Below are 13,742 nucleotides of genomic sequence, written 5' to 3'. Positions count from 1 at the left end.
ATTTTCTCAAAAAAAAAAATTCATTTTCTTTTAAATATGAAATTTATGTATTACTTTTCAATAATATAAATAGCTATATTACTATGTCTTCTAAAAAAATCTTTCTAAAAAAAATATTATTTCATATATTATTAATAAAATAAATTTATATAGGTGCTTATATGAACGATATACTTTTTAAATTGAATACCTTAGAAAAATTAATTGGCCATACTCCTTTGGTTGAAATCTCCTTCATATATAAAGAAAGAAAAATGAAGGTTTATGCTAAACTAGAATATTATAATTTAACTGGAAGTATAAAGGATAGAATTGCATTGCATATGTTAAAAAAAGCTTATATCAATAATGAACTACATGACGATGATCTTATTTTAGAAGCAACTAGTGGAAATACTGGTATTTCTTTTGCTGCTATCGGAGCTTATTTAGGTTTTAATGTTCATATTTATATGCCTGATTGGATGATTCCTGAAAGAATTAAATTGCTAGAAAGCTATAATGCTACTGTACATTTGGTTTCAAAGGAAGCTGGCGGATTTTCAAAATGTATATCTTTGACTGAAGAATGTAAGGCTAATTGTTCTAATATATATTTACCACAGCAATTTTCTAATAATACAAATTTATATTCTCATTACTATTCAACAGCCCCTGAAATATACAATACCTTAAAACGTCACCATTTAACTCCTTCGATATTAGTTTCTGGTGTAGGTACAGGCGGTACAATAATGGGAATTAATAAGTACTTAAAAGAAAAAAATCGTCACTTCAAGTCATATCCTTTAGAGCCATCTTCATCACCAACATTATCGACTGGTAGTCATACTGGTACTCATAGAATCCAAGGTATATCAGATGAATTTATTCCCCCAATAGTAAATTTAAGTAACTTAAACGAGATAATTAGCATTGATGATGGAGATGCAATAATTATGGCACAAAAGTTATCTCGAGAATTAGGCCTTGGAGTTGGAATTTCTTCTGGTGCAAACTTTATCGGTGCTGTGAAAGCCTTAGACCTTAATAGTTCAACTTCTGTTGTAGTAACTGTCTTTTCTGATGATAATAAAAAATATTTATCTACAGATTTAATGAATAAAGAACCTATTAAAGAAAACTATATTTCTTCTGATGTAAAGCTCATCGACCTTAGAGTTCTTTAGTTATAATCATGCTCCTTAAAAGAAATATTATTTTTAGATTTATATTCTTTTAAAGATAATATTTCTTTTTTTCATTACACATATTAACTTAATTTTATTCAATAAAAATTAATGCTATACTATTTTTATAAAAATCATCATCATAATATTTATCACCTATCTTTCTTTATATACCAAAAGAACAGTTGATATTTTATATAAAAAACTATCTTATTTTAATTTTTACTTTTATTTACTGAACAAATTTCAACACTTTAATGAATACTAATATTTATCTTAAGCAAACTATATATATAAATTATTTCAAGGAGATGTTTAAGATGAAGAAAAAATTTAAAGCCCTAACATTAGTATTATTATCTCTACTTATGTTTGGTTTAGTTGGATGTGGTAGCAATAATAATACTGCTAAAAAAAATCCTCCAACTAATCAGGAATATTATGATTATCTAACAGAAAGATATAATCATTACTTTAATGATTATACCCTTGATACTAAATATGATATTTATGTAGATGATTTTACATATGATAACACATATGATGAATTTATAACTGCATACAATGGTTCTTATGACCAATTAAAAAATGACTTAGAAGCTTTTAAGAATGACTTAAAAAATAACGTTGTAAAAGGAAACGCCGAAGTTGATAAATACAACGAAGAAGTAATAACAGCTGTTGATAAAGCTATTATCGCTGTTGATGATTATAGTGGAACCTTTGTTGAAAAAACAAAAGATTATGCTACTTTATCTAAAGACGAAGTAGTAAAAGGTTTAAGATCATTAACATTAGATGCTCATAATGCTAGATTAGACTTAAAAAATATGATTGATAATGCTAAAGATAAATTAGGAATTAAATAAGCTAAAAAAGGTGAATTCCATTTCTAGTTAAAATTGGAGTTCACCTTTTTTATTTCTATCTTACTCTAAACCCCAAATATAGTTTGTCCATTATCCCTCTCATATACTCCTTCAGCTCCAGCAATAAGATAAAGAAGGGAGATTATAGATAATATATTAGATTTAATAATATTTATATTTGGTTCAAGCGAATAATCAATCTCCCCTTTTTCCTTTTCTTCATATAATATGTTGTATCTAACAATCGCTATTCTAGTAAGTATTAATTGTATTGCAAAAAAAATATATACTGCTTGTAAAGCTGTCTCATCAGCCCTTATTTCATCAGTATATTCACCATTATACTTACCATATATTAATTGAATTCCTTGAATAGTAGCTACATTTAACACCCCATAGGCATATATTGTTATATATATCATTAATATTTGCAATTTTAATAATTCCAATGACTTAATATCTGCTTCACTCATTTCATAAGAAGCGTCCACACCTTCATTATACTCACTATATTTATTATTATTATTATTATTTCTTTTCTTCTTACATCTATGTTTCTTTTTAGTCATAATAACTTTTCCTTTATTATACTCATACTTTTATAATATTTATTATTTTATTGTTTGCTCCATAATTAACCATTTTACTAAAACATTATAACTTCTGAATAAATTATATTTATCCTGCTTATTCTAATAAGTAATAAAAATTATAATTATGAGGTATAAACTAATGAAAAAGATTTTTAAATTTACACTTACTTTACTATTAACTATTATAATTTTATTAACATCAAATTCATTTCCAATTAGGGCTTTAAGCGATGTTAATATTATTCAAGATTCCGCTAATACTAATTCGCTACCAAGTCATTTTCGTAAAACAACAGATATTTCTAACTCCTCAGCTCTATCCTCATTAAACTTAAAAGGATTAGAACAACTTAATATATCTGGAAGTGGTCAATTTACTCCTACTAATTTACCTTTATTAATAGAAAATATAAATACAAATATTCCAATTGTAGATATTGATTTAAGGGAAGAATCTCATGGATTTATAAATGATGATACAGCCATTAGCTTTGCAAATGCAAATAATAGTGCAAATGCTAGCCTTACTTTAAATGAAGTTATTGAGAAAGAAAATAGCGATTTATCTTCTATTAAATTAAATGAACTCTTAACCTTATATAATAATAAAAAAACAATTACACCTAATCTAGTTCAAAATGAATCTACCTTAGCAAAATCAAATAATATAGCTTATATTAGGATTCCTGTAACAGATGGCAATTTACCTAGTGATGATATGGTTAATTACTTTATTGACGTTGTTGAAAGTCATCCTGAAAATACGTGGTTTCATTTTCACTGCAAAGCTGGAGTAGGTAGAACTACAACATTTATGATAATGTATGACATTATTAAAAACGGTAATAATGTTAGCCTAAATGATATTATTGGACGTCAAATATTACTCTCTGGAATCTCTCAACAAAATGCTGTAGGTTTTTATGTTGGTAATAGATATGACTTTTTAAATGAATTTTATAATAAATATAAAGGCTATAAGTCTACATTTTCTAATTATGACTTAACTAACGATATAAATTCTTCTAACAAAAATATAAACTTATTATCTTGTAGTTGTAACAATTACATAGATGTTAATGACTCCTTTATTAAAAACCCAATAATACCTAAATTACTTTATATTATTTCTGATAATAATATGACAAATGCTGAGCAGACCATGATTGTAACTCTTCAAGGCCTTATAGCTTCAAAAAGCGATAAACAAATATATATATTAAGTTCCGGCGAGCCTGATTATAAAATATGGCTTGATGATTTAAATAAAAACTACAATGTAAAATGTAAAGTAATAAATGATCCTTGGAAACTTATAGATAAATTTAAATCTTATATAAATGGATATGTACTATACAGTACTGTAAAAGAACCATCAATAAATAATGCCTGCACCTTAGCCTCATTAAATGATTCAATAGTAATTGACGAGGCAATAGAATCCATATTAAATGATCATGGGATAACAAATCTAATTGGAGATTGCAGAGAAACTGATAAATATTGGGCATTTAATACCCTTTGGAATTCCGGCTTAAACCATTCTACCGTACTAGAATTACCTAGTAATAAATATATGTCATTAAGGGACTATGCTATTCTTTCAAAGTCATTAGTTTTCTACGAAGATGATATACACGATACTACATTAAGAGAAGCCATATTTAGCTGTATGGATGATGGTGGTCGAATATTAGGCTGGGGCCCTGATGAACATACAAATGTTTCAATTGCATCTAGCTTTGGTGTTGATATGATTGCTGCAGATTGGTCTTATAACCTTTCAGTATTAAGCTCATATCCTTCAACAGAAATTCTTCAAAATATTAATAGTGAAGTTTCTGAAGAAGATGGAGTTCATTATATTACTTTTATTATGTCTGATGGTGATAATCAACAATGGTTATTGGGAAGTAATTTTAATATGAAAAATTGGTTTGGCTCTCCTCATAGAGGTAAGTTTAATTTAGGTTGGTCTTTAAGTCCATCATTATATTATTTAGCCCCAACAGTTTTCAATAAATATTATGAATCTGCAAGCTCAACTAAATATAATGATAATTATGTAGTTGCAGCTTCTGGTAATGGATACATGTATCCTAGTAAATATCCAGCTGATAAACTAATTAGCTATACTAAAAAACTTAATGAATATATGTCAAATGTTGATGCACATAATGTATTAATTCTTGATGATGAGGCTTTTTATAGAAAGGATTTATGGGATAAGTATACCTGTAATTCCAATATAGATGGATTGCTTTATTTAAATTATGATATAAATAATGCTTATAAAGGAAAAATAATTTGGTCCAATGATAAGCCAATTATCTCCTGTCGAGATTTGCTTTGGGGTGGAATAGAAGATGAAAATCAATTACTTTCTAATATCAACAATAGAATTGATTGCGGTTATACCAATATTCAAGACCCTAATTCCTATACTTTTGTTTATGTTCATGTTTGGAGTAATACAATGGACAATGTTAATGATGTGATAACTAAGTTAAATAAAAATCCTAAAGTTAGGATAGTTACTCCTGATACATTTGTTAAGCTAATACAAAATAATGTTCCACATAATACATAATTAATTCAAAAGAAACTATAACAAAACTTCAATTTTGTTATAGTTTCTAACAACCTAAGATAAATTCTACTAATTGCAACTTAAATAAATCACTATTTTATATGGAGGATATAAATTATAATTCAATACAAAAATTGCTGAGCGAAAGTAATCTTCTATTTAAATTATTGATTTATTATTTATAATATAATATATGTAAATCTAACTCTTATGTTACATATATTAAAATTTATTTATTATTCTTTTAAATAAAACAGCCTTATTAAACTTGCTTAATAAAACTATTTCAGATAATTATTTTATTTTGCCAATTGAATGGCTCTTGCTGCTGCTTGTGGAGGAGTACTCTTAGTCATTGCTTCACTCAATACAAAAAATACAGTGTCACCTTTTTCTATTTTAAATTCCTTAGGGTTAACCTTCTTAATATCTGGTTCTTCCCCCTCCTTAGGACATTCATTTGGTATTATTAATGTTTCATCACTAACAATAGCTATAAGTTCCTCACTTTGAACTACTAATCCCTTTAAATATCCCTTAACCTTTACATTAATTGTATTATTATCATCATTTCTTTGAACTTCTTCTACAGTTCCCATAAATATAGCATTTGGTTCTGGTTTTCTTCTTTCAGCAAAAACATTACTACTAAATACTAATAAAAATAATAGTGCCAATGCAATTATTCTTTTGTTTTTCATAATAATCTCCTTTTTATAATTAAAATTCTATATACGCTTATTATTCTTCTAACAAAGATAAATATTCATAAAAATAAACTTACTCTTTTACATATTTAAAAACTAGTTATCAGTAGTTTATTATTCTAAGTTATTTAATATATCGTTATTTTTAATTAACCTTTCATTATAAATATTCTGTAATTTCAACCTTTTATTTACTTATATTTAATTGAATATAACCTTTACATAAGTTATTATTATATTATGGTATTTATATGGGAGGAATTTTTTATGGGAAGTATGTTTAATCTAGATAGTGGATTTTCGAAATTTATGAATAGAGTCAGTGATTTATTTTTAATTAATATTTTATGGGTAGCTTGTAGCATTCCAACTTTTTACGATTTTCCTTTGCTCCAATTCCATCCAGTGATATTCGTCAGCAAAACACCTACCTGGCTAACGTAATACTGGAATTTTGATTTCTTTTAATACTTCAACAACATCTTTTCTCATTCTATTTACATTTGATATTGGAGAATTTCCTCCTACATATATTTCTTCATAAATATATCTTCCTAAATCTTCAGAAAAATGACCATATATTTCTTTTCTAATTTTATACTTTTTACCATACGAAATTTAGGAAAATATTATAAATAGTATATAAAAGATAAAAAGCATATATTTAAATACAACAAATAAATGCCCTTAAGTTTATTCATTATATAAAATAAACTTAAAGGCACTGCTCATTTTTACAATTATTTTTATAGCCTAAAATAATTATATAATGCTCAATTTAAATTATTATCATTAAGCAAATATAGTATTTTGCTATTTTATTAAACCATACTAAGCTTGTATCTCTTATATATTTCCTTTTGTTCTTCTAGTACTAATAAGTCTAACCTTTGACTTATGCTTATTGTCTCCAAGCTACCAATTCCATTTGCCTCTATGGATTCATTTAACAATACTTTAAAAGTACATATTAAAATTTTAATTATATTCATTATTTTCCTCCACTGGTAACATTTCAACATAAATTATTTTTGAATTATTATATGATTATTATATTATTTCTAATTTAAATAGTTAAATATACCGTTAGTCTTATTTCGTCATTATAAATATATTTAATGTATTATTTTATTTACTTTTTGTAAAATAATTGTTTTATGACTAAATCCACACTATTACATCAATTTTAAAATAAGCAATAAATATAAAGCTTTTAGATTATTTGGTATAGAAGTATCAATTGTATTCTAGTAGTGGAACTGATTATAATGAGGATAATAAAGGTAATATTGGAATTGGTTTTGGTTTTGGTGAAGAGAATCTTAAAATTCCTTATTATTTGATTGATAGTTTAAAAAGATCTTAACTTACATTTTTTAAAGCTGGAAATATTCATTCCACCTTTTACCATAAAATTAAATCTCTATTCCAAAACTTCTATTCTAATTTTATCTATTAATTCATCAACAACCTCTTTCCTAACACTACCTGTCTCCCTTTCCATAGCATTAGCGGTTCCACAAGCTGAAGCTAATTTCAACACATCATTTATATTATAATTTCTTGCTAATCCAATAGCTACACCCGCAACATACGAATCACCTGATCCAACAGGATTAATCGCATTAACCTTAGGTACCGTTACCTTATATATCTTATTATTAAAACCAACTACTGAGCCTTCTTCACCTAAAGATATAACAACAAATTCTATTCCCTGATTATGAAAGTATCTAATTTCATTTATCGCATCATTAATACATTCTATTTTTCTACCAGTCAATGCTTCAATTTCATCTCTGTTTGGCTTTATGAAATAAGGCTTTCCTTTAACACCATTAACTAAAAGTATTCCACTTGTATCTAATAATACTTTCTTATTCTTTTTATTAGCTATTTCTATTAACTCTCTGTAAAATTCAGATTCAATATTTTGTGGAACACTACCTGAAATTACTATAATATTCGCACTTTCACTTAGCTGATTAAATTTCTCTATAAAGTTCACTCGTTCATTATCATCAATGATTGGTCCTGGCTCAAGTATTTCTGTTTGTATTAAATCATTAGTTATTATAGCTAAACATTCTCTTGTATCACCCTTAATTTTTACAAAGTCAGATTTAATTCCATAATCCTTAAGCTTTTCTTCAATAAATTCTCCTGTCTTCCCTCCTAAAAAACCAGTTACTATACATTCTTCATCTAATATTGTAGCTACATTAGCAACATGTATACCCTTTCCACCAGGTGTATTCTCCACTGTTGTAGCTCTCATTACTTTTCCTTTATCTAAATTTTCCATTTCGTATCTCTTATCTACAGATGCATTTAAATTTACCATTAATATCATATATACCTCCAATATTCTCCACTTTAATGCTTTTTATCCAAAAAGGCTGTGCATTTACTGCAACAGCCCTTTCCTACTAGTATCTATTCATACTTCCACACACTTCAATCTTATTCTTAACTATTTCCTTCATAGCTACTTTCCCTGGTGTCATATATTTTCTTGGATCACTTTCCTCATTATGCTCATCTAAGTATTCTTTTACTGCCCTTGCAAAAGGAATTTTTAAATCAGTAGCAACATTCACTTTACAGATTCCTAAAGATATAGCCTTTTTAACTAAATCGTCAGGTACATCAGATGCTCCATGTAAAACTAACGGAATATCTACTTTTTCTTTTATTTCTACTAACCTTTCAAAGTCTAATTTAGGTTCCCCTTTATACAAACCATGAGCAGTTCCAATTGCTACTGCTAAAGAATCAATATTAGTTCTACGTACAAACTCTGCAGCATCCTCAGGATTTGTATACATTGTATCTTTTTCATCAACAACTAAATCATCTTCTCTTCCACCAAGCTTACCTAATTCAGCCTCTACTACTACATCATATCTATGAGCATAATCTACAACTTCTTTAACTATCTCAATGTTTTTTTCAAATTCCATTTTAGATGCATCTATCATACACGACTTAAAGCCTAAGTCTATATTCTTCTTAATAGCATCAACATCTTCAAAATGATCTAAGTGAATAGCAATAGGAACATCATATTTACTTGCTGCAACCTCAGCCATTGCTTTAATATAATCTGGTCCGGCGTAACTTTCTATTGTAGATGGAGTTCCTGCTACAATAACAGGAGACCTCATTTCCATTGCAGTTTCAACAACCACTTGCAAAGTTTCTAGATTATGAATATTAAATGCAGGCACTGCATATCTTTCTCTTTGAGCCTTTAAAAGCATTTCCTTAGTAGATAATATCATTTACACCATCTCCTTAATACCTTATTTCATTTAAATCAACTAATCTTTTTTCTTCTGACATTTTCTTAAACCAATAAGCACTTTTCTTTGGATATCTTTGTTGAGTATTAAAATCTACATAAAATAGACCATATCTTTTATTAAATCCATTGCTCCATGAAAGTACATCCATAAGTGACCATATAAAGTATCCCTTTACATTTACCCCTTTTTCTTTAGCTTCTAGTATAGCTTTTAAATGTCTTGCTACATAATCAATACGAGGAGTATCTTCTATTTTGCCATTTATAAATTCATCTTTATATCCCATTCCATTTTCAGTTACATATATCTTTTTATAGTTAGGATAATCATTTTTAATTTTTATTAACATATCACAAAGCCCTTGAGGGTAAATTGGCCAATCCCATTCAGTTGTTTCTACTTTAGGATTATTTACACGTGCTCCTACACCTTTAAGTGCAAAAATACTTGTCCCTTTTTCTCCATTACCATTATGATATATATTGCTTTCACCTTCGTAAGCTTGTAAGAAATGACTTGAATAATAATTCATTCCTAAAAAATCTATTTTTTCAGATGCTGATTTAATAACCTCTAAATCACCAGAATAAATCTTAAGTTCACCATGATTCTTATCCATAATTTCATTAATAACTTCCATAGTTTCTTTGGAATAATACCCCTTAAAATTAGAATCTAACATAAATTGATTAGATAATACATAATCTAATTTTGCAGCTCTAACATCTTCTGGAGAATTAGTAATTGGATATTTACCTTCTAGAGTATGAACTATTCCTATTTCTCCATTTAGATTCATACTTTTATATAATTCAATAACTTTACTATGAGCTACCATCATATTATGCATAGATTGTATAGCTTTAGGAATATCATACTTTATACCTGGTGGAAAATTACCAATTATATATCCATTTTGAGCTACTGCCCACGCTTCATTAAATGTTATCCATTTAGTTACCCTATCTCCAAAATTATCAAAACACACTTTAGCAAAATTAACAAAATGATCAATATTATTTCTATCTAACCAATCACCATTTTTGAATAATTGTAATGGTGTATCAAAATGATGCAACGTAACATAAGGTTCAATGTTATTAGCTATACACTCATTTATTAAATTATTGTAATACTCTATTCCTTTTTCATTAACTTCTCCTACACCTTTTGGTATAACTCTACTCCAAGAAATAGATACCCTAATTCCATTTATCCCAAATTCATTTGATAATTTTATATCCTCTTTATATTTATGATAAAAATCACTTGCTACATCGCCATTAAATTTACTTTCTGGTCTATTTAAATACTCATCCCATATACATGGTCCTCTTCCATCATCTTTTGCTCCACCTTCTGCTTGATATGCAGCTGTTGCCCCACCAAAGATAAAATCGTCTCCAAAGTTATACATATTATTCTTTCTCCTTTTACACTCATAGTATGATATTTACTTTATTTCTAAAATTAATTATTTATTATATCTAATGCAAATTTTAATGCACCTAATGAATCTCTTGTTAATTTTACATATTCTACTCCAGAAGTAGTAGCTGATTTTACACCTTTTGCATTACAATCCTTCTCTAACTCCTTATACATAGATGCCATTTGAGGAGCTAAAATTATCAAATCATAGTCTGTTATAACTTCTTTATGTTGCCCATATGCCATTGCAATTGATTCTAATTTTATATTCTTCTCTTTTGCACCTTTTGAAATAGAGTTTGCTAACATACTACTTGTTGCTCCACTAGCACAAAGTACTAATACACTTAACTCTTTATCTGATTTATTAGCTATATCCATTTCTGTTACTGCTGCAACTTCAGCTTTTGCTTCTTCTTCAGCATTTTCTATAATTACATCTGCTCTTTTCTTTGCTTCTTCTTCAACTAACTGTGCATCATATACTTTAAAGAATGGATAATACATTGCAAAATCAATTACTAATAATAATGGTGCTAACACAAATGATAACGCTGCAAATCCAGTTCCTAAAATTAAACCAATTGTTCCTGGTGTTGTCCAAGGTAAAGTATAAATAAAGCTGTTCATTCCTAATACTTCAACGAAGAATTTAAATATCCATACATTAAATATAGGAGTCAATATAAATGGAACAAAGAATATAGGATTTAAAACTATAGGAGCACCAAATAATACTGGTTCATTTACTGCACATAATACAGGTATAAATGATGTTTTCCCTAAAGCCTTAAGTTGCTTTGATTTAGCCATAAATGCAAACATAGCTGTTAACATTAAAGTTGCTCCAGTTCCCCCTAAAGTAGCAACAAAATATGATGTACCATGTGTTAAAATATTGGTAGCTTGTTCCCCAGCTTGTACGAGTTGTAAGTTTGCCTCAATATTTGCAATGTAAATTGCTGTTACAGCGGGTTCAACAATTGAAGGTCCATGGATTCCAACAAACCAAAACATAGACATAGCTCCATAAATGATAGCTACACCCAAATATCCATCTGCTGCTGTAAATAATGGTTGAAGAACCTCTAAAATCCATGCACTAAAACACATTCCTGCAAAATTAGTAAATACTATATCAAATAACCAGAAAAATAGTACACAAATTGATAACGGAATTAAATCAGCAAAAGTTTGAGAAATATTTTTAGGCACTTCATCCGGCATTTTTATAGTAACATTATTCTTTACACAAACTTTATAAATATTAGGTACTATAAATGCAACAATAAATCCTGCTAATAGACCTTTTGTTCCCATATAAGTGGTTGATAAACCACCTTCAATAGTTTCTACACTTACTAATAAGAAAGAAATTATTGCTACAATCATTACTGATACAATATTTATTTGCCTTGTTTTAGGTAATTTATTATTAAAATTTTCTGCTAGACTCTTAGCTATTGTTGCTACCATAAGTATAGATAATATTCCCATTGAATAGTTATAAGCTTTCCATAATGCAGTATCTACATCAGCTGGCCAATAATACCCAAAAATATTTGGCACACATGCTACTAAAATGAAAAGACTCGAAAATAAAACTACTGGAATACAACTTACAAAACCATCTCTTATAGCTCTTAAATAAGGATTTCTTGAAACCTTTTCAAAAAAGGGCTTCATTTTTTCAATTAGACCTATTACTTTGTTCATCTATATCTCCCCTTACCAATTTTTCAATACCCAATTACACTTTTTATACTATCCTATTTTTTTTGCCAAATTTACAAAGTTTTTAACTATATCTCTTAATAACATTACTGTCATTAGATGATCCTGTGCATGTACCATTAAAAAGCTAACATCTACTTTATTTCCTGCTGCCTCCATTTGTATCATATTAGTTTGTACTTTATGTGCTTCATTTATTAACTCTGATGCTTCTTCTATTAATTTTTCTGCTTCTTCAAAATTACCTTCATTTGCATAATTTAACGCTTCTACATATTTAGATCTTGCATCTCCTGCATAAGCTACTATTTCAACTGTTATTAATTCTAATTCTTCTGGTCTCATAATTTAACCCTCCATTATTTTTTATTTTTATTTTTATTTTTTAATCGTGATATTCTCCTCTATCCCACTTTTCTAAAAATTCATCAAAGAATTTTTCATTACCAAATTGCCCTTCTTTTGCTACCGCAATTGAATCAATCTTTTCAATTATTTTATTATCTGCTTCAGTTGGCTCAAATTTAGTTTCTAAAAACGCATCAATTATATTCTCCATTAGTCCTACTCCAGTAATTCTTCCCCCAAAACCCAATATATTGGCATTTAAATGTTTCCTTGCATATACTGCTGAAGATATATCCCTTACTAATGCTGGTCTAGTACCTACAACTTTAGCTGTAGATGCTGTAATTCCAACACCAGTTCCACAAAGGACTACACCCAAATCGGCTTGTCCACTAACAACTTTCTCAGCTGCTTTTTTACCATATATAGCATAGTGAGTTCTTTCATTATCATAAGTCCCACAATCTATAACTTCATGACCTTTTTCCTTTAAATATTCTACTACATGATTTTTTCTATCTGTAACAATATGATCACACGCAACTGCTATTCTCATCTTTAATCCCCCTATAACATTTTATTCAACATATCTACTCTTATTTGATGTCTACCACCATCATATTCTGATTCTAAATACGAATCGACTATTCTTTCAGCTAATTTTTCTCCAATTATCCCTGATCCTAAAGCTATTACAGATGTATTATTATGACCTATTGTCATATGTGCTGAATGCTCATCAGATACCTCTGCACATATTATTCCTTTATGCTTATTAGCAGCCATAAATGATCCTGCGCCAAATTCATCTATTAGTATTCCCCTATCTCCTTCATTACTAAGTATTCCTTTACAAACTACATGAGCTGAATCAACAAAATCCATTTCATCTTCTGTTTTATCAATCACTTGATATCCTTTACAGATAAGATATGATTTTAGGTGATTCTTTAAAGATTCACCCTTTTTATCTGACCCTATTAATATTTTCAT

The 13,742-nt window shown here is 28.1% G+C and carries 14 protein-coding genes and 1 pseudogene; 4 read left to right on the top strand and 11 right to left on the bottom strand.

The features are described 5' to 3' along the window. The first annotated feature begins 161 nt into the window (after positions 1-161). Both I4V63_RS07310 and I4V63_RS07305 read left to right on the top strand, forming a co-directional pair. Positions 162-1,169, top strand: a complete 1,008-nt coding sequence (locus tag I4V63_RS07310) for a PLP-dependent cysteine synthase family protein (protein WP_196000641.1) — start codon at positions 162-164, stop codon at positions 1,167-1,169. 320 nt (positions 1,170-1,489) lie between these two features. Next, entirely contained in the window at positions 1,490-2,038 is a 549-nt protein-coding gene (locus tag I4V63_RS07305) for a hypothetical protein (RefSeq protein WP_196000640.1), read from the top strand. A gap of 65 nt (positions 2,039-2,103) precedes the next feature. On the opposite strand, the gene I4V63_RS07300 is transcribed toward I4V63_RS07305, so the two are convergent. Beyond that, on the bottom strand, positions 2,104-2,607 hold the full coding sequence (locus tag I4V63_RS07300; RefSeq protein WP_196000639.1) for a hypothetical protein: 504 nt from the start codon (positions 2,605-2,607) through the stop codon (positions 2,104-2,106). A 163-nt stretch (positions 2,608-2,770) separates the two neighbouring features. Between I4V63_RS07300 and I4V63_RS07295 the strand changes: the two genes are divergently transcribed. Continuing rightward, on the top strand, positions 2,771-5,221 hold the full coding sequence (locus I4V63_RS07295; RefSeq protein ID WP_196000638.1) for a GxGYxYP domain-containing protein: 2,451 nt from the start codon (positions 2,771-2,773) through the stop codon (positions 5,219-5,221). Positions 5,222-5,520: 299 nt separating this feature from the next. On the opposite strand, the gene I4V63_RS07290 is transcribed toward I4V63_RS07295, so the two are convergent. The 3 genes and pseudogenes from I4V63_RS07290 to I4V63_RS07285 all read right to left on the bottom strand — a co-directional run bounded on the left by I4V63_RS07290 (position 5,521) and on the right by I4V63_RS07285 (position 6,920). Beyond that, on the bottom strand, positions 5,521-5,922 hold the full coding sequence (locus tag I4V63_RS07290; protein ID WP_196000637.1) for a hypothetical protein: 402 nt from the start codon (positions 5,920-5,922) through the stop codon (positions 5,521-5,523). Between the two features lie 444 nt (positions 5,923-6,366). Beyond that, positions 6,367-6,546 (bottom strand): annotated as a pseudogene (locus I4V63_RS15650) (alpha-N-arabinofuranosidase); the annotation flags it as partial. A 203-nt stretch (positions 6,547-6,749) separates the two neighbouring features. Next, a complete protein-coding gene (locus I4V63_RS07285) occupies positions 6,750-6,920 on the bottom strand; it encodes a Spo0E family sporulation regulatory protein-aspartic acid phosphatase (protein WP_196000636.1) in 171 nt (56 codons plus the stop codon). Positions 6,921-7,168: 248 nt separating this feature from the next. Here I4V63_RS07285 and I4V63_RS15805 point away from each other — a divergent pair, with 248 nt between their 5' ends. Then, complete coding sequence (locus tag I4V63_RS15805) at positions 7,169-7,294, top strand: hypothetical protein (protein ID WP_279325751.1); 126 nt, start codon at positions 7,169-7,171, stop codon at positions 7,292-7,294. Between the two features lie 57 nt (positions 7,295-7,351). On the opposite strand, the gene I4V63_RS07280 is transcribed toward I4V63_RS15805, so the two are convergent. The 7 genes from I4V63_RS07280 to lacA all read right to left on the bottom strand — a co-directional run bounded on the left by I4V63_RS07280 (position 7,352) and on the right by lacA (position 13,742). Next, on the bottom strand, positions 7,352-8,281 hold the full coding sequence (locus I4V63_RS07280) for a 1-phosphofructokinase family hexose kinase (RefSeq protein ID WP_196000635.1): 930 nt from the start codon (positions 8,279-8,281) through the stop codon (positions 7,352-7,354). Between the two features lie 76 nt (positions 8,282-8,357). Further along, positions 8,358-9,212, bottom strand: a complete 855-nt coding sequence (locus tag I4V63_RS07275) for a tagatose bisphosphate family class II aldolase (RefSeq protein ID WP_196000634.1) — start codon at positions 9,210-9,212, stop codon at positions 8,358-8,360. A 13-nt stretch (positions 9,213-9,225) separates the two neighbouring features. Continuing rightward, a complete protein-coding gene (gene lacG / locus I4V63_RS07270) occupies positions 9,226-10,653 on the bottom strand; it encodes a 6-phospho-beta-galactosidase (protein WP_196000633.1) in 1,428 nt (475 codons plus the stop codon). Between the two features lie 53 nt (positions 10,654-10,706). Next, a complete protein-coding gene (locus I4V63_RS07265) occupies positions 10,707-12,383 on the bottom strand; it encodes a PTS lactose transporter subunit IIBC (protein WP_196000632.1) in 1,677 nt (558 codons plus the stop codon). A 48-nt stretch (positions 12,384-12,431) separates the two neighbouring features. Then, complete coding sequence (locus tag I4V63_RS07260; protein ID WP_196000631.1) at positions 12,432-12,746, bottom strand: PTS lactose/cellobiose transporter subunit IIA; 315 nt, start codon at positions 12,744-12,746, stop codon at positions 12,432-12,434. 40 nt (positions 12,747-12,786) lie between these two features. Further along, positions 12,787-13,305 carry a galactose-6-phosphate isomerase subunit LacB gene (gene lacB, locus I4V63_RS07255; protein WP_196000630.1) on the bottom strand — a complete coding sequence of 173 codons (519 nt, stop codon included), beginning with the start codon at positions 13,303-13,305 and terminating at the stop codon, positions 12,787-12,789. Between the two features lie 11 nt (positions 13,306-13,316). Continuing rightward, positions 13,317-13,742, bottom strand: a complete 426-nt coding sequence (gene lacA / locus I4V63_RS07250; RefSeq protein WP_196000629.1) for a galactose-6-phosphate isomerase subunit LacA — start codon at positions 13,740-13,742, stop codon at positions 13,317-13,319.

Source organism: Clostridium sp. 1001271B_151109_B4 (genome assembly GCF_015670405.1).
Taxonomy (GTDB): domain Bacteria; phylum Bacillota; class Clostridia; order Clostridiales; family Clostridiaceae; genus Clostridium.
The sequence above is the reverse complement of the archived record's forward strand: the minus strand, read 5'-3'. Positions and strand labels throughout refer to the sequence as shown.